Source organism: Kordia antarctica, assembly GCF_009901525.1.
Taxonomy (GTDB): domain Bacteria; phylum Bacteroidota; class Bacteroidia; order Flavobacteriales; family Flavobacteriaceae; genus Kordia; species Kordia antarctica.
This window is the reverse complement of sequence record NZ_CP019288.1, coordinates 3,715,093-3,733,674: the sequence shown is the minus strand read 5'-3', so window position 1 is coordinate 3,733,674 and position 18,582 is coordinate 3,715,093. Positions and strand designations below refer to the sequence as shown.

The 18,582-nt window shown below is 34.5% G+C and carries 12 protein-coding genes; 5 read left to right on the top strand and 7 right to left on the bottom strand.

The window, feature by feature from the left end:
- Nucleotides 1–205 precede the first annotated feature (205 nt).
- Nucleotides 206–1,492 (top strand): AAA family ATPase, encoded by a 1,287-nt coding sequence (locus IMCC3317_RS15455; protein ID WP_160130394.1) that lies wholly within the window; start codon nucleotides 206–208, stop codon nucleotides 1,490–1,492.
- 62 nt (nucleotides 1,493–1,554) lie between these two features.
- Here IMCC3317_RS15455 and IMCC3317_RS15450 read toward each other — a convergent pair whose 3' ends face one another.
- The 3 genes from IMCC3317_RS15450 to IMCC3317_RS15440 are packed head-to-tail and all read right to left on the bottom strand — an operon-like array spanning nucleotide 1,555 to nucleotide 2,981.
- Entirely contained in the window at nucleotides 1,555–2,409 is an 855-nt protein-coding gene (locus tag IMCC3317_RS15450; protein ID WP_160130393.1) for a reverse transcriptase family protein, read from the bottom strand.
- On the bottom strand, nucleotides 2,406–2,699 hold the full coding sequence (locus tag IMCC3317_RS15445; protein WP_160130392.1) for a helix-turn-helix domain-containing protein: 294 nt from the start codon (nucleotides 2,697–2,699) through the stop codon (nucleotides 2,406–2,408). Before IMCC3317_RS15445 ends, IMCC3317_RS15450 begins: the two co-directional genes overlap by 4 nt.
- Nucleotides 2,700–2,735: 36 nt before the next feature.
- Nucleotides 2,736–2,981 (bottom strand): hypothetical protein, encoded by a 246-nt coding sequence (locus IMCC3317_RS15440; protein ID WP_160130391.1) that lies wholly within the window; start codon nucleotides 2,979–2,981, stop codon nucleotides 2,736–2,738.
- 782 nt (nucleotides 2,982–3,763) lie between these two features.
- On the opposite strand from IMCC3317_RS15440, the gene IMCC3317_RS15435 reads away from it, so the two are divergent.
- Genes IMCC3317_RS15435 through IMCC3317_RS15425 form a run of 3 tightly spaced genes read left to right on the top strand, consistent with a single transcriptional unit; the run spans nucleotide 3,764 to nucleotide 8,288 of the window.
- Complete coding sequence (locus IMCC3317_RS15435; protein WP_160130390.1) at nucleotides 3,764–5,026, top strand: phosphatidylserine decarboxylase family protein; 1,263 nt, start codon at nucleotides 3,764–3,766, stop codon at nucleotides 5,024–5,026.
- Nucleotides 5,027–5,066: 40 nt separating this feature from the next.
- Nucleotides 5,067–6,878 carry a hypothetical protein gene (locus IMCC3317_RS15430; RefSeq protein WP_160130389.1) on the top strand — a complete coding sequence of 604 codons (1,812 nt, stop codon included), beginning with the start codon at nucleotides 5,067–5,069 and terminating at the stop codon, nucleotides 6,876–6,878.
- Between the two features lie 12 nt (nucleotides 6,879–6,890).
- Nucleotides 6,891–8,288 carry a hypothetical protein gene (locus IMCC3317_RS15425; protein WP_160130388.1) on the top strand — a complete coding sequence of 466 codons (1,398 nt, stop codon included), beginning with the start codon at nucleotides 6,891–6,893 and terminating at the stop codon, nucleotides 8,286–8,288.
- Nucleotides 8,289–8,446: 158 nt separating this feature from the next.
- On the opposite strand, the gene IMCC3317_RS15420 is transcribed toward IMCC3317_RS15425, so the two are convergent.
- From IMCC3317_RS15420 to IMCC3317_RS15405, 4 genes are all read right to left on the bottom strand, one after another.
- Nucleotides 8,447–11,323 carry an alpha-amylase family glycosyl hydrolase gene (locus IMCC3317_RS15420; protein ID WP_160130387.1) on the bottom strand — a complete coding sequence of 959 codons (2,877 nt, stop codon included), beginning with the start codon at nucleotides 11,321–11,323 and terminating at the stop codon, nucleotides 8,447–8,449.
- Nucleotides 11,324–11,557: 234 nt separating this feature from the next.
- Nucleotides 11,558–12,619 (bottom strand): SusE domain-containing protein, encoded by a 1,062-nt coding sequence (locus IMCC3317_RS15415; protein WP_160130386.1) that lies wholly within the window; start codon nucleotides 12,617–12,619, stop codon nucleotides 11,558–11,560.
- An 11-nt stretch (nucleotides 12,620–12,630) separates the two neighbouring features.
- Nucleotides 12,631–14,211 (bottom strand): RagB/SusD family nutrient uptake outer membrane protein, encoded by a 1,581-nt coding sequence (locus tag IMCC3317_RS15410; RefSeq protein ID WP_160130385.1) that lies wholly within the window; start codon nucleotides 14,209–14,211, stop codon nucleotides 12,631–12,633.
- A gap of 25 nt (nucleotides 14,212–14,236) precedes the next feature.
- Nucleotides 14,237–17,155: a SusC/RagA family TonB-linked outer membrane protein gene (locus IMCC3317_RS15405; RefSeq protein WP_160130384.1), complete on the bottom strand. Its 2,919-nt coding sequence runs from the start codon at nucleotides 17,153–17,155 to the stop codon at nucleotides 14,237–14,239.
- A gap of 310 nt (nucleotides 17,156–17,465) precedes the next feature.
- Between IMCC3317_RS15405 and IMCC3317_RS15400 the strand changes: the two genes are divergently transcribed.
- Entirely contained in the window at nucleotides 17,466–18,506 is a 1,041-nt protein-coding gene (locus IMCC3317_RS15400) for a LacI family DNA-binding transcriptional regulator (protein ID WP_160130383.1), read from the top strand.
- The last annotated feature ends 76 nt before the right edge of the window (nucleotides 18,507–18,582 follow it).

Sequence of the window (18,582 nt, the reverse complement as noted above, 5' to 3'; positions counted from 1 at the left end):
AACGTCATTTTCAGTTGTTTCACACGATATTTACGACGATTGCATTCATATACGATGTGTTTTTACAAAAAAAATGCTTTTTATGAGAAGAACACGTACAAATATAGATTTTTATTTTTGCTAACCAAACTTAATTTGTCTTTTTGTACGATATTTTCGTATAAATTGATATATTTGTATTGGAAAAACCTAAAAATGAACCCAAATGCTCGTAAAATTCACGGTAGAAAACTATTTATCATTCAAAAATAGAACGTCTATTGATTTAACAGCTTCTTCTTTAACCGAACTTAGAGATGCGAATCTTCATGTTTCCCCTATAAAAAATTTGACATTATTGAAGAGTCTTATTATATACGGAGCAAATTCTAACGGGAAAAGTAATTTGTTTAAGGCGATTAATTTTGCACGAACATTTATTTTAAATTCTTCGAAAGATTCACAATCGGATGAACCAATAGAAATTCAACCGTTTTGTTTATCTACAGAATCTATTGATAAACCTAGTTTTTTTGAATTGGTGTTTATTCATAATGCTGTAAAGTATCGTTTTGGTTTTGAAGCAGATGCAACAGAAATTCATAAAGAATGGTTGTACGTCACTACAAAAAATAAAGAGCAATTATTGTTTGAACGTGATTTTCAAGAAATTACAATCACAAAAAAGTTTGATGCGGCGAGTTCTAATTTAACGACTATTACACGAAAGAATGCCTTATTTATTTCTGTCTGCGCGCAATTTAATATTGCTACTGGAATGGCTATTTTGAAAGCATTGAACTCCATTCAATATATTTCTGGAATGCAAGACAGATTCACTATTAATTTTACAATTGATATGATGGACGATCCTGCAAAGAAAAAATATATTGATAATTTTATTGCTGGCGCCGATTTAGGATTTACGGAAACGAAAGTAGAACGTTTTAAGCTTACCGAAGAAATTTTAGAGAAAGGAAACGTTCCAAAAGAAATTAGAAAGATGATTTTGGAATCTGATGAAGAGAATGTTGTCGTGAGCACAAAACACGCTATTTATGATGAAAATAATGAAGAAGTAGACAACGTATATTTTAATTTATTTGTCAGTGAATCTTTAGGAACAGGAAAATATGTTGCACTTTCAGGTCCAATTATAGATACGTTATTAAACGGAAAAACGCTGATTATTGATGAGTTTGATGCGCAATTGCATCCACATTTGAGCAAAGCGATTATTGAATTGTTTAATTCGAAAGAGAATAACCCGAATGGCGCACAACTTATTTTTGCTTCGCATAATTCGTCTTTAATAAATCCGAAACGAAAATTATTTAGACGCGATCAAATTATTATTGCGGAAAAAGATAGTTACGGAATCACGAATATGGAATCGTTATACGACAAGAAAATTCGCAAAGATGCTTCTTTTGAAAAAGACTATTTAGAAGGAAAATACGACGGACTTCCTGATGTGAAAATGGGGAAAGGTTTGCGGTTGTTTGGCGAGTAGATATTTTGGTTTTTCTAGGAATATAAAAGCTTGACAGTTTCGCTCAGTATTTTAAATTAATTTTATATGGTGTCGTCAACTAGATTTTTTCCGTAATTAGCTTTATATACTTTTTCTTTGTACATTCTCAGACCAGCAATTTGTTCAGTAGTTTTATTTTCAGTCGATTCAAGTTTTGATAAAAATGATTTTGGCAACTTCAAATGATTATTCATTGCGTGAAGTCCAGTAATATTAGGATTTCTAGAATAGTTTGTCTTCTTGTGGCTGATTTTATAATCATTTGTGATAATTTCTAAAATCTGTGGAATTTTACTTTTAAAATCCTTTGCAGAAGAAAAGGTCATATCATCAACAAACGAAGTAAAAGTTGCATTGTTTTCTTGAGCAAATTCTTGTAAAATATCACCAGTTTTAATAAAAACTAAATTTGCTAAAGTAGATGAAGTTGGTGCTCCTTGGGGAATTTTGCCTTTATAAGTAGTTAATTTAGTCAATATACTTGAAACTTCTGGGGAAAAATCTTGGCTTACAAACATTTTGAAAACAGCTTTATTAGTAATCGATGGAAAAAAATCTTTTAAGTCAGTTGTGAATTTGTACCTCTTACCTTGATGCTGTTTAGCATTAACTATGTTATCCTTCCCTTTAACAGCACCAAATGCATAACTTGGCATTTCAATTTTATTCAAAATATTTCTATGGATCCTAGTTTGAATTATTTTTAACCTTTTAGTACTTGGGTTTATTATTCTTTTTTTAGGTTGTCCTTTAGCGTCTAATTTAGGTTTACCAAATTTATCTTTTTTAATTTCGATTTTCTCTCTATAGAAGCTATCAATATTATTTAAAATTGATTCTATCTCTTTTATATCAACTTGTAAAGTATAGACTAAATGTTTTGGTGTATTAATCATTGAGTAGCAAAGAATTGATTTATCAATGATTTTACAGAGGGTGCAATTATGTTAAAAGCATCTACCTTTTCTGGACTGATATCGTTACTATCGATTGATAGAAAAAATAGAATAGGCAAAGGCATCTCTAACTCATTTGAAATGGTTTTCAAAGTCGAAAGGTTAGGTTCCTTATTGTTATTTTCAATTTGTGATAAATATGCTTGGGTGATATCGCATAACTGCGCAAATTGGTTTTGGTTTAAACCTTTTTGTTTCCTAATTGATTTTATCGCTAATCCTAAATCCATGTTTTAGATGTTTGAAAAAATTTATGGGGTGCCAGGTCAGAAAATGTTCGTGAAATCATCAAGATTGATTATTACTCTGTTGAGTAAATCAATTCCTTTGAAAACTAAACTCCAATTTATAGGCTTTTTATCGCTTTCTTTTTTAGAGTTTTCTAAATATCCAATAGCATTGGATAAATGAACTTTTTCTTCGTCTGAGAATGAACAACGGTTCTCAGAAAGGATAGTCTTTATACCAAGTATAAGACCATCAACGTGTTGATAATTGTGCTTTTGACGCATATCTTTAATGTATTTAATTATAAGGCAATATCACCTTGCTACATTTACAATACGCTTGTAATTAAATTCAATATGCGTTGTTCACATTATCACCCCAAAATTATTCCTTGCTACTTATAACTATATATCTTAAATTAATACATTTTAGCAAGTTATCAGTTTTATTCAATTCGGATTGGTTTCAAGTGTTTTCAAGTGTTTCCCTAAATACATCTTTACAATTTCCCTTATTGAATGACTTCGTGTTTTCAGCGTTTGCCTAAACCGAGTTTCACCGTTGCCTTCTTTTCAGAGTGCTACGTGCCGTCGCCAATAGAACCATAATTGGTTGTGTAACTTAATACACTTTAGTAGTTTGAATTTTAATTACTACAATTTTTCAATACTCTTTCAAAGAACTTATGGTGCAAAGATAAAGATTATTTTGGATTCTCCAAACAAAATCGAAAAAATATTACTGTGAGTATATAATAAATACTCATTAATGCTCTGTAAGAAATAAAAATATGAGGCTTATTGCTTTTTTCCTTTTGTATATAACTTGTACTATAACTAAACTTTCTTATCTCTTAATCTTCAGTTATCCTCTAAACTAATCGTTTTTCAAATTATATCAAACTTAAATCAATTACAATTGAATAAAACACCATTTTTCTCCAAGTAGTAATACCTAGTTTTCAAAACGCATGCTTTTGCGCTATAAAGTTTAGGTTTATTATTACATATTTGATACAATGCATAATGTATCAAAAAATCAACGAACCCTAACCACCATAAATAGTATGAAACAGCAAAAGAGTGACTCAACACATATGCCAGTAACCAACCGAATGGGAAATTGGTTACCAACCATAGAAACTGCCGCATTATGGTTAGCAAAAACTAAAAAAGAAGCGAAGAAAAAGAAGCGAAAGCTTGATCCTTCTGTTAGAAAATTCAAAAATTTGATAGAAACAGATCCTATCATTAACATGTACTTTACACAAATGTTTCAGCAACAACCAACGTTTGCGCCACCAGCAGGAAGCGGAGATGTAAAGATTGAAAATTATCAAGAAATGTTGCTGATTATGAATCATGTGCTAACAACGGCTCCTGAATATAATACGACAGGAATGGTTGGTTTTCCAATCAATGCTATTTTAGATTTTCCTATGATTACGCCAGCAGGTTTAGCCGCTTTTGCGGATGAAAAAGTGAACAAAGCACTCAAAAGAATATTGAAAAAATGGAATAAATATCTAGATTCTCCTGATTCATTGTACGTATTAAATACTGGTCCAAATGGTTGGATGAGTAAAAGTGCCTACAAAGCATTGCAAATGCAAAACTTTATTCATGATCCTAAAAAACCTTTTTGGGGATTCAAATCGTGGAATGATTTCTTTATTCGTGAATTTAAATCAGGAAAAAGACCTGTGGCTTCACCAAAAGACAAAAAAGTAATTGTAAGTGCTTGTGAATCTGCTCCATTGAAAATTAGCGCGAATGTTCAAAAAACAAATCAATTTTGGATTAAAGGACAACCGTATTCATTAGAACACATGCTAGACGGAAACCACGTTGATTATTATGTTGGCGGAACTGTATATCAGGCGTATTTAAGTGCAGAAAATTATCACCGTTGGCATACGCCGATTGATGGAACTATTGTAGATATTAAAAATATTGACGGAACTTATTATTCAGAGGCAGCTTCCGAAGGGTTTGATCCGGCTGGACCGAATAACTCACAAGGATATTTAGCACAAGTTGCCGCAAGAGCTTTAATTTTCATAGAAAGTGGCGATCCAAAACTAGGAATGGTTTGCGTAATGCCTATTGGAATGGCAGAAGTTTCTTCGTGTTTAATTACGGTGAAAAAAGGAGATAAAGTGAAAAAAGGAGAGCAAATTGGGTATTTTCAGTTTGGCGGTTCTACACATTGTGTGCTTTTTCAAAAAGGAGCGATTGCTAATTTTTCATTACCAGCAATTCCACAAGGAACACAAGGAGAAGATTCAAAAATAGTTCCTATAAATTCTGAAATAGCAGTTGCTAATTAAACATTCAACCAATACTAACTAATACCAAATAAACTTTAAAATGAAAAAAATCATCATTCCAATTGTCCTTTTGATTGTTTTCGCAGCTTTGTTTGTAAATATGAAAGCTTCAAAAGATGACAGTTTTACATTCAATACACCAGCATATCAAAGTAAAAAAGACTTTCAAGATCTTGAGAAAAGAGCCGCTTTTGAAGATGCTTGGGATAAGTATGTAAACAGATATACCGTAACATCTGCCAATTATAATTTAAGCGGCGGTTATGACTTTACCGTTCCAGGTAAAACGTATGTAAATCCAAAAGATAAAGATAATTTCTTTGATGGAGCAGCGCAAATTCCTGTACGTTGGGAAGCTTTTCCAGGAAGAGTATTTCACTATTTAGAGCAAAAATTCAATGCAAAATACAAATCAGAAGGACTAAACCACATGTACGAAATGGTCGATATTGGACCAGAAGCGTATCAAGCAAAGTACAAAGACAGTATAGTGTTTATTCCTAAAAATCCTTGCAATCCAAATCCGAAAGAGGTAAAATTATTTGATCCACTTGGACCAAGAGGCTGGTTAGATGAATACTGCGAAATGGGTATTATGAAGAATGCTAGCGAAAAGCTCGTAAGATTACATTTTACCTGTGAAAACCCAGAATATTACTGGACAATGTGGAAAATTGATCCAGAAAAAGTGTTAGAAATTTATCGTACAACACTAAAAAACGAAAACATACAGTTAGAAGATTTATACTTAAGAGACGAAAATAATGCAATCGTATACGACAGGACAACAGGAAGAGCCACTTATAATCCGATCAATAAATGGAATTCTGGAACCAAAATGACCGCAACTTCTGGTGGCGCCATGCATTTAACGAGTCCGCCAAATGAGTTAAGTGCAGAGATTGTACTTGCTGGCGGTGGAGCTGTTTTAAGAAGTTATAATGAGCAAGAAAATGCTTCAGCCAATACATTAGTTTGTTGTAGTAAATACGGAAGAGCGTACAGACATAGTGATCCGCATATTGGACAAAACGTGTATCAAGCGGTACAACAAGGTTTGGAAGTAACGTTATTAAATCCTGTAGGATTGTATTTGCAAGAACCTTCATATCAATATTTTGAACTTCCTGCAAACGCGCCAGAAGGAGCTAAAATAGAAGATTGTTTTCGTTTTGTTAGAGGTGTTAAAAGTGCACCAGATTATCCTAATAATATGATTCTACACATGATTATGGAAGTTCCTGACAGTTGGGATTCTAGTATTACGTTGAATGATTTTAAAGTATTAGGAAAGAAAATTGAATACGGTTCACAAGTTATGGAAACCATTAAAGTACAATTGGCAGCTGCAGGAAAACCAGCTACGACAAGTTCAAAAGCTAGAGAATTAGATTGTACTGCTGATAATGGAATTGTTGGTGTAAGTTATTTTGTAGACGCAAATATCTTAAAAGCTAGTATTAGCAAGAAGAATCAATTGAATATAAAAGCAAACGTGACAAGCAATATTACACAAGTAGCACAAGGTAGCACTGTTACTAATCTTGCGGTGGTTATTGATAATGTTATAGATGCACATGGTAGAAATGTGAAACCTGAAGATTTCAATGTTGAAATTAGTTTCCCAGAAACGAATATTAAAGTGACTTCTACGTATGTTGGCACAGATGCGGCTTATGCAACGCTTACTGAAGGCAATGAATATACTTTTAATATTAGCGTAGAAGTACCAGCAAATGTACCTGTTGGTCAATATAGCATGTTGGTCACTAACAATAATTTTGGATTGGCAGTTCCGCATTTAATAGAAGTTGTTGCAGCAGGAACACTTCCAGAAAAGAAATCCATTTAAAAAGAATTTACAATGAAAATAAGAATTATAAGTTTCATAACAATTGTAGCAATGATTATGGTTTTTAGCTGCAATAATACAAAGCATAAATATGCAGATATATCTGCTTCAAAAGCCTGTGGCGCAGGATGTGATACCTTGGTTTTTTCGCCTAATAATCCATTGGATGTAAAAATACTAAATCAACAATGTGCCAATACCTTTGCTTGGCAATCATTTATTGCGCTTACATGGCCGTCTAGCCAATCGGAAGCAGGACAACCTGATCGTTCTAAAAATATTGAAGATTGGGGAAAACCAGGCGATTTAACACCAATGACATTCGGAACCTATAAAAGTTCTGAAAGTATCTTTACAGATCGTACACCTACACAATGGGGAAGCAACCTTGAAATGTTAATGGATACAACCTCAACGGATAATAAATCTGAGAGATCTATCGGAGATTTTAGTAAGTTTGATGATGATGCTGAAGTGGTAAACGAACTGTTTCAGGCTTCTGGCGGAACATCTTGGTTAACGGATCAAAATGGAAATTTAATTTGGTATGAAATCAAAACAAATTACACAGAGTTTGAGTATATAGTTTCTAACAAATTATATGATGTGGATGCACAAAAAGAATTTGCGCAAAAACAAGGAATCTGGTTGCCAAATGGTTCTATAGAAGTTAAAGCTGCTTGGCGCGTTATTCCCGAAACAGATTACGACAGACTTAAAAGTCGTTATAAAATAATTACAGCGATGGTTCCACAAAAAGTTGTAGTAAAAAGTAGAGATAGCATCATCTTGGGAGATTACAAAGAAACGAAATTAGGCTTGGTAGGGTTACATATTATTCAAAAAACACCTTCAATGCCACAGTTTCATTGGGCTACTTTTGAACATGAGGATTTAGCGCCAGAAACAAATGTAAAAGAATCTGATGTAGATTGGTTATTGTACAATCCTGAGAAGTCTGATGAACCTGCAAATAAAACGCCTGTTGTCGGTAAAGATCCAATAACTAAGCCTATTCAAGTTATTAAAGATCCTGCTGCAGCACCACGAGAAGATGCTATTGTCTTAAATGATTTTGTAAAAGAAAGAATTGCTGAGTTGAATCCGAAAAGTGTATTTCAGTATTACAAATTAGTTGATAGTCAATGGCCATCAAGCTCAGTTGCTGATGTTGATAATAATAAGTTTACACCTTTGAAAAATGGCGGAAAAACACCAACAGTCTTAACAAATGTAACGATGGAAACCTATATACAAGGAATTTCCTGTTTAGATTGTCATATTAATGCCGGAATTAGTAATAGAGAAGATGGAAAGGAATATGCTTCCGATTATAGCTTTATGTTTGGAATGGCACAAAAGCAAGTGGAAATCATAGAAAAAGATACAAAGAAAGAAGACGATCAGTAATATCAGTTACTTATATAATTGTAAACAACAAAAAGTCGCTATTTTCATAGCGACTTTTTAAAAACATTTTTTTCCTAATTTTTAATTATATAACACAAGTTTAATCAAATATTATTTAGCCTATTCTTTATTGGAAAAAATGTTATCTCAATTTGAGATTACTCAATAAGCAATCGTTTTGTTGCTGTTCCTTCGTTAGAAATAATTTTTACTAAGTACAACGCTTTTGATAATTCTGAAATATCAAATGTTTGTCCTGCTGTAAATCCACCTTCAAACGATTTGATTTGCTTTCCTGTGATATCATAAATCAATACTTCTTCTACTTTTTTGTCTAGTTTAAAACTACTCGAAGCAGGATTTGGATATAACGAGATTGTATTTGATATGCTTTGGAATTGTTGCGTACTTAATACAGATTGTTGGTTTCCAAAGATTCTAAATTGTCCCGCAGGAATTGCAATCGGATCTGCCGTATTGGTTACAATCATACTTGTTGCACCAGTTTCGTCCATTAAATCGTACCAAGTTCCTGGATAAGGAAAATCTGGAACAATCGTTAAATCTGCCACAGAAAAATTACACAAAATCACTACATTTTTTAATTCAGTAACAGGAATTGTATCATCCCAAAGATAAATACGTTGTCTGATATCATTGATATACGGACTGATTGCGTAGTTTGCTTCAAAAACTGGCTCATTAACTTTTAGTTGAATAATTCGTGCCCAATCGTTATAAATTTTAGCTCTGTTTGCATCCGCAAGCCAATTATTTGTCCATTGTGGTTGTGGTTTTGTATCTAGTTTACAATCGCCCGCTGTTGGATCACTTGGTGTATTTACACTTCCGTTTCCGCAAGTAAAAATGGAGTTTTCCATTCCTAACGCGCCAAAGTGCCAAATCATTTTTGGTCCAGGAATCGTTAAAGAAGCCGCGCCTAACGCAGACATTCTTGATAATGCAGTATTTAAGTTTTGTACATTATGAGATGATAATGCTGTATTTCCTTCTTGAAGGTTTTTGTACATTAATCGTTCTTCATCATGACTTTCCGCATAACCAATTAATCGTGGTCCGTTGAAACCTCTACTATTATGTCCCATACGAGAAATATTAGCATTGGAAGCAAATCCTTTGGTTAATTGATTGTATTGATCGGTCATTTTTCCCCACATCATAATTCCTTTTCCTTCGCCCAAGCGATAATCTGCCCATTGCTTTTCTTCGTTGTCTTGACCTAAATGTTCAAAGATTACGTAATGATTCGCATCTAAACTCCAAGAATAATCAGCGTATTGCTTTAAGATTGCCACACGATCATTTCTGTAACCGTTTGTACAACCATCATCGCCAGACGTACATTCTTGCGTGAATCCTTTGGTTAAATCCCAACGGAAACCATCAATATTGTATTCTTCAATCCAATGTTTTATCACACGTTCTGTATAATATTGTGTTCTTGATTGTTGATGATTAAAATCAGATCCAACACTGTAACTGTGCGTTGCTACTTGATTGAAATAAGGGTTTTCCGAACTTGGATCGCCCCAACCGTCATTATCTGGATCATTCATCCACATACGCACCATTGGGTTTCTACCAAATGCATGGTTTAGAGCGACATCTAAAATAACCGCAATTCCATTTTGATGACATAAGTCTACAAATTCTTTGAATTTATCCGAAGTTCCGTAATATTTATCTAATGCTAAATGAAAAGCCGTGTTGTATCCCCAACTTTCATTTCCTTCAAATTCCATGATTGGCATTAACTCAATTGCGTTTACATTTAAGTTTTTAAAGTAGTCAATACGATCAATTAAGTTTTGGAAGTTTCTATCCGCATCAAAATCACGAATTAATACTTCGTACACAATTAAATCTTCTTTTTTAGGCTTTGCAAAGTTTGTTACTTGCCAAGCATATGGCGTTTGTCCTGTTTGTAAAACTGTAACTTCACGTTCTTGTCCCGCAGGATATGTTGGAAGGTTTGGATATGTTGAAGCTGGAATAAAAGGATCATCAAATGGCGATAATACCAATGTTGAATAAGGGTCAGCCGTTTTTACTAATGATGGAGAGTTTGCTATTGGTGTTTCGTCAACAACCCAATATTGATATGTGTAGTTTTGTCCAGGCGTTAATCCGTCAACTTCTAACCAAAATTTCCCCGTAGTTCCATCTTTTTTCATAGCATACGTTCCGTCAGGTTGCCAGTTATTGAAACTTCCTGCGATGTATACGAAATCTTTGTTTGGCGCATCTAATACCAATGTTGCTTTTGTTGTGTCTGTATTGTAATTGATACCATCTTCCATTCCTGCTGGCAACGCTTGTGTCGCCGTTCCTGGATTGATAATTACATTGAAATTCTTTGAAATAGTTGTTCCGCTTAGCGTAACTTCTAATACATAATTTTTATTGGCTGTGATATTTGTATCTGTGTACGAATAAGACGAACCATTGTTTGAGTTAATCGTTGTTCCGTTTGCTTTTAACACATAGGCTGCGCTTCCGCCAGAATTATTTGCGGTAATAGATAAGTTTGATCCAGAAGCTAAAATCGTAGTGCTTCCGTCATTTGGTGTAACTAGTGTTGCTTGAAACGCTCCAACATCAAAGAAAAAGTCATTACAACCTGAAGCTTTCAATTCTTGTGTTCCTGATTTGTTTCTGAAAACCATTCCCATTTTGGTTATAGTTTCAGCTTGTGCCATTGTTAAACCATAATAGGTTTCAGGCGTAATTTGAATTTGCCATAAGCTTCCGCTGATGTTTGTCATTTCTCCGATACCATCATCTTGTCCCCAATTTCCAACGACATATGTCCACGGATTGCTATCGGTTCCAACACCTGAGTGCATGTATACTTTATCTGGGTTTGTGATTCCTGCACAATCCGTTGCCGAACTATTGATGTCAACCGTAATGGTAATTAGTTGGTTTACTTCAAAAGGTGATGGCGAAATAGTTACTTGTCCGAATGCAATACTAGCAAACAGTAGGAATAATAAGTGTAATTTTTTTTTCATCAGTTTTCTTTTTTTTGTACTCTTTGTTTGAAAAACATAAAAAGGCTGTAATGATGATAATTACAGCCTTTTAAAATGATCTTTAACTAAAGGGCAAGCTCTATGATAATTTATATATGATAGAGATCAACCTTGCGCTATTTAAGTATTAAGATTGAGATCCCGTTTTTCAACGGGATTAGTTCAATTTACAATTTTGAGTTCGTCTTGCAGACTCCTCAAAATCGACTTTCACTAGTTAAGCGTAAGTGTATATGTATACCCTCTAGGATTGCTTAAGTCTAATACTATTGTGTAGTTTCCTGCTGCTGGCACTGCAATGTTGTCTCCACCATTTTCTAAACTTCCGTCAGCTCCTGTATCTCCATAATTCCAGTCCCAACCGTCGTTTGCTCTAAACTTGATTTCTTCCGCAGTTAAATCTACGGTAAGTGTCCAAGTTTGTGATCCTGCGTCGTATGTCATATCCGTATCACTGTCCCAACCTGTTGGTGTTCCTGATCCGATTAATCCCCAACTATATTGTGTTGCGCTGTATGTTAAATCGGCAGTATTTGCTTTTACTAAGTAATGTCCTGCTGTTGAAGCTTGAATATTAGATTCTCCTTCAGCAATTAATACTCCTGAAAAACTTCCATCATCTCCCCAATCTAAATTTCCCCAAGCAAAGTTTCCTGCTTCATCTGGTGCTATAAACTTGTATTCACCATCTAACCAAACATATCCTTCATAGTCAGTAGCTCCAAATTCTGAAGATGCTAATAATGGTGCTGTTCCCGGATCCCATCCTTGGTGATTTCCTGGTACTCCAATTTTAGGTAACGAAGTTGTATATGGAGTAATGTTTAGTGTGATTGACTCCGAAGTTTGTTGTTGCGCGTCTTGCGTTCCAATCGAAGAAATTACACGTACTTCAACATCTCCAGCTACAAACGGATTTAATCCTGCTGCGATAGAAACATCGTTTAGTTGTTGGTTTGTCCAAGAAACAAAACGTTCCGTAGTTGATCCGCCTGCAATTGGTGCAGCAAATTCTGTTCCTGCTAAAGCAAGTTGTACTTCATAGTTAATGGCAACACTTGCGTCATAATCTGCATCGTTCCAAACAAGCGTAGTTGCTAAGTTTTGTTCGTTTGCAGCACTTAAAACAATTGCTGTTCCTGATGCTGGAGTTACTATTTGTGGTCCGCCTTTCGCAGAAGCAATGATTAAGTTATCATCCTCACTACATGCGTTGAATCCAACGAACGCGACTACTGCTAATAAGCCTGTTGATATTTTATTTAGTTTTTTCATTTCAATTTTTTTTAGTAACCTGAGTTTTGAGTTAAGTTAGGGTTTGCGGTAATATCCGTAGCTGGTATTGGGAATAAGTCTCTATAAGCTGCTGTTGTTGTTCCGCCTTCAACGTTTCCTTTCCAAGGCCAAACACCTTGGTCTGAGAATTGTCCGAAACGAATTAAGTCTGTTCTTCTGTGTGCTTCCCAATGCAATTCTTTTGAGCGTTCTGCTAATAAGAATGTATCTGTAATATCTGAAAAACCTCCAATTGGGTTTGCGCTAGAACGTAATCGTACTAAGTTTACGTATTGTACAGCCAATCCTTGATCGCCAGTTCCGCTTCTTTTTACAGCTTCTGCATACATTAAATACGCATCTGCTAATCTGAAAACAGGGAAATCAGTATCAATAAAGTCTCCTGAACTGTCTGATCCTGGAGCACCATTACTTGTTACATTTTTGAATTTTTCTACAGCATAACCATCGTTAAAGTTGTATACATCTTCAATTTCTAAATTTTGTCCGTCTGTGAAGAAGTTTGCTCTTTGGTCAACTATTAATTCCGAAGCTGAGAATTTGTTTACAAAAGTACTTGTGGTTCTAATTCCGCCCCAACCTCCGTTGATTCCGAAGTTTGCTGCGCTCATGTTTCCACCTACAGGTGCATGTACTAAGAATGTCATTGCTCCAAATCCTTGTGTATTTAATCCATCAGAATTAAATGTAAAGATAAATTCATTTTGAGCTCCATTGGTATCATTATCTGCCAAGAATAATTCGTCATAGTTATCATGTAATACATAACCAGCTCCAATAACATTTTCTAAATACGGAATTGCTTGTGCGCTTTGGTCAGTTCCTGTGTACACTTCCGCATTTAAGTAAATTTTTGCTAATAACATCCAAAGTGCAGCTTTGTCAGCGCGTCCGTATGCATTTTGGCGCGCATCGATCATCATTGGTTCAATTTCTGTTAATTCAGCAATGATAAAGTCGTATACTTCTTGTCTGCTTCCTTGTGGAGGCAAAAATGCGCCAACTGGATCTGCATCTGTTACAAACGGAACATTTCCGAACATATCAATGGCGTGCCAGTAACTCATAGCTCTTAAGAAACGAACCTCAGCTTTGTATGCTGCTGTTAAAAATTCAGATTCTGGAACGTCTGCGGTTGCTCTTAAGAATTCATTTGATATAGAAATTTGATAATAAATTCTGTTATACATTGCTGTAATGAATTCATTTGCTGGCGTCCATGTTTGCCAGTTTAGATCATGTATTGTTCCATCATTCCAAGCAATTAAAGCTTCATCAGTTGTTAATTGTTGGTGTTTCCAATATTGTCTCAAATAGTTTGAGAATCCTTCATCAATTCCTGAGATATCAGGATTTCCAGCGGGACCTTGTTGTCCACTCACTACAAAACCTGCATAAATTCTTGCAAGAAATTGTTCGTATGCCGCAGGATCGTCAAAGACATTTGCTGCTGTCTGTTCTATTACTGGTTCTAAATCTAATTCCTTGTCACAAGATATAAATCCTATGCTCGTCATTAGTAGTAATAGTACAATACCTATACGATTTGATTGTTTTCTAAGTGTGTTCATCATTGTGTGTATTTGGTATTACTTTTTATAAGTTCAAATTAAAGCCCATCAATATGTTTCTTGATCTTGGGTAGAAATTGTTATCAATTCCGCCGCTGATTTCAGGATCTAATCCATCATAATCTGTAATTGTGAATAGATTTTGTCCTGCTACATATACTCTCATTCTCGCATCTTTGAATAAGTTATCAATTGTATATCCGAAAGTTAAGTTATCTAATTTTAAGAATGAAGCATCTTGAACGTAATAATCAGAGAATAGTTGCGGATTTTGGAATCCTGTGTCTAAAATTGATGAATTCACGTTGTTGATTGAGTTTGCTCCAAATAGCGCGGCAACATTTCCAGTGTTAGAAGCGACGTTGTTATACGCAAAGTTTCCGATGCTTGCTCTCATTGTAAAGCTAAAATCAAAGTTTCCGTATTGCATGTTCGATGAAAATCCTATGACTGCATCAGCATTTGGACTCTTGTATCTGTATCTGTCATCTTGATCCACAACATTATCTCCATTAATATCTGCGTATGCGCCTTCAATTGGTGCGCCTTGTGCATCATATATTTGTTTGAAAACGTAGAAAGAGTTTACTTCATCACCAACCGAGTTGATTTGAATCGTATTTCCAACTCCACCTGAAATTCCACCAGTTAAAACACCTGGAGAATCTGTGTTATCTGTTAAGAATAGTTTTGTAATTTCATTCTCAAAGAAAGAAATATTGAAGTTTGTGTTCCATGAGAAATTTTCATTTTCAACAATGGTAGCATTTAAGCTAACTTCCAAACCTTGGTTTTCTAAATTACCAACATTCGTTAATAATGCGTTTGATAAGTTTGTACCTGCAGGAACTGGAATAAAGTTCAATAAATCTTCTACTTTACGTTCGTACACTTCTACCGAACCTGTTAATCGGTCGTTGAAAAATCCGAAATCTAATCCAATGTTGAATGTTTTAGAACGTTCCCATTTTAAGTTTTCGTCATATTCTTCTGGACGAATTGTTGTTACAAATCTTGGCGATCCATCTGTGTTATATCCAAATTGATATTGTACGCGTCCGTCACCTGTTGTATATCGTGGAAGATATGCGTAGTCTTGTCCAATTTCTTGCTGACCAGTTTCTCCGTATCCAACACGTAATTTTAATTGTGAGAATACTTTTGAATCTTTCATGAAACCTTCATCAATAATATTCCAACCAAAAGAAGCTCCACCAAAATATTCAGAACGATCTGAAGGATTTAAACGAGATGACGCATCATTTCTTATATTTAATGTTAATAAATATCTTCCGTCGTAATCTAAGTTCAATCGTCCAAAATATGATTCTAATGAATTTTCTCCAATAAATCTGTTTGAATTTGTTTCTCCTAAACCAGTTGTGCTTGAAGAACCGTTTGATCTGTAAAAACGTTGAAACGAATGTCCTGCCGTTACATTTACCGTAGTTTTGATACTTTCAAAGTTTTTCTTGTAGTTTGCATATACATCTAAAAGTTTACTTCTATTTAATGTATTGTACGTACTTGTTACACCTTGTTGGTTAACGTTGGAAGCTGCTTCCGCAGGAATACTTGTGTTTCCTTCTACTTCAAAATAGTCATAACCACCAATTGCGGTTAGTTTGATATCTCTGAAGAAAGGTAATGTGTAGTCAATTTTTAAACTTCCTGTGCTTCTTTTACTATCAGCAACGTTGCTATTTTGTTCTAACAAACCGATAGGATTTCGAACAGCAATCGTGTTTATAGTTCCATCATTATTTACATTTTCCGTGTAGCCACCAAAAGGACTTGTTGGGTCAAATATAGATTGTGTCGGATCAAAAGAAACGGCTGCGCCAATGGCACCTGTGTTTGCAAATGTATCTTCAATTAAAGCACCTAATGCATTTACTTCAATTTTTAAATCATCATCTAATAAACGTTGAATGAACTTTACAGAACCTGTCCAACGACCTACTTTAGAATTTCTTAAGGTTCCTTCTTGCGTTACATATCCGATAGAAGCTCTATAATTAGAATTATCAAATCCGCCAGAAACCGTTACGTTTGTATCGGCAGTTAATGAACCTCTGTAAATCTCGTCTTGCCAATCAGTAGCTGTATTTCCTAATTGAGAAATTTGACCTACGTTTCCGTTTGCATTTACCAAATCTCTAAATTGTGTAGCTGATAATACATCAACTTCATTAAAATTGTTTCCAACAGACGTATAATGATTTACATTAATGTTAATTGGCTGACCTGATTTTCCTGTCTTTGTAGTAATTAAAATAACTCCACCAGTTGCTCTCGAACCATAAATAGAAGCTGCAGAAGCATCTTTTAATACTGTAAATGATTCAATATCGTTTGCGTTGATGTAGTTTAATCCGCTATTTCCTTGATCTAATGGAACTCCATCAACCACAATTAACGGACTTGAACTTGCAGATAACGAAGAAACTCCACCTCTAATCTTAATGGCAGAACCAGAACCTGGCGCTCCACTTGGTGGCGTTACTTGTACTCCGGCAGTTTTACCCGAAATTAATTGTTCTGGCGATACAATAGCTCCACTATTAAAGTCATCTGATGTTACGGATTCTACCGAACCTGTTACGTCTTTCTTTACGGCAGAACCGTATCCAACGACGATAACTTCATCAAGTGTAGATGCGTCTTCATCTAGTGCTACATTCACACTAGCTTGTCCACTATATAAAATCTCTTGACTTTTATAGCCTACATAGGTAAACACCATCGTTTGTCCATTGTCAACCTTTAACTGGTATTTCCCGTCAAAGTCGGTTGTGGCTCCAGTGGCTGTTCCCTTAATAATCACATTCACTCCTAACAATGGAGTTCCTGTTGATTTTTCAGTAACAACACCTGTCACATTTGTTTGGGCAAGCATTCCAAGTGGAATCAAAAAAGCCAAAAACAAAATAAATTTTTGCATTTTCTTCATTTGTTTAATTTTTCGTTTTCAAAATTGTCGTAAAAATCACGTGTTTTTTAAACATTTTATAACAATCTGTTGTTAATTTACGTAATCTTTTTAATTTAAATACTTTATATTTTTACCTCTCGATGATAAAACTATGTAAATTTTAAGCAAATCAAAATATAGTAACAACTTTTGATTTTACGCAAACGTTTTCGTGTTGACAACTTTTATAAACATTGAGTTTTATCTAATTAAAACACTGTATTTTTAACAAAAAAAATAAATTTGCAGTCTTAATTATTGATCTTATAATTGAACCTTTATGAAACGAAAAGTAACTCTTAAACAAATTGCACGCGAATTAGATGTTTCTGTCTCAACGGTTTCGAAAGCATTGCGAAATAGTAAAGAAATAAGTTTGGACACTAGAACCAAAGTTCAGGCTTTTGCAAAACTCTATAATTACCGTCCAAATAATATCGCGCTAAGCCTGAAAAATAAGTGTACAAAAACAATTGGAATTATTATTCCTGAAATTGTACATCACTTTTTCTCTAAAGTCATAAGTGGTATTGAAAAAGTAGCCAACAGTAGAGGTTACAATGTAATTATTGGATTGTCTAACGAATCTTTTAACAAAGAAGTAATTAACATTGAAATGCTTGCCAACGGAAGTATTGACGGATTTATCTTGTCGGTTGCCAAAGAAACCTTGCTTTTACAAGATTATCATCACTTTTATGAAACCATCAATCAAGGAATGCCAATTGTAATGTTTGATAGAGTTGTGAACGAAATTGCCTGTGATAAAGTTGTGGTCGATGACAAACTCGGTTCCAAAAAAGCAGTCGCAAAACTGATTGAAACTGGTTGCAAAAACATCGCGCTTATCACTACAAAAGATTATGTAAACGTCGGGAAACTGAGGACACAAGGCTATTTAGAAGCATTAGAAGAACATAAAATATCTCCAAAATCTTCTTTAATAATCAAAGTAGAAGAAAATGAAGACAAAGATGTAGAAATTGAAATGTTGGAAAAAGAAATTTCTGCATTGCTTGAAAAAGAAAAATCTATTGACGGAATTTTTGCCGTAAACGAACTCTACGCAATTACCGCAATGAAAATAGCGTTGAACAAAGGCTATAAAATCCCTGATGATATCTCAATTATTGCCTTTACAGATGGCGTTTTATCAAAACATTCCATTCCTTCATTAAGCACTATAAGTCAACATGGCGTTGAAATGGGCGAAAAATCTGCTAACATGTTAATCGACAAATTAGAAGAACTCGTAGAAGAAGATAAATACCATACGGAAGTCATAAACACCACATTAATAGAGCGAGATACTACACGATAATTTGGTAATTTTCAGGTATCAAATTATTAATTTTTTAAAGGAAATTTTTACCAGATTCTCAATTTAATGGCATCCG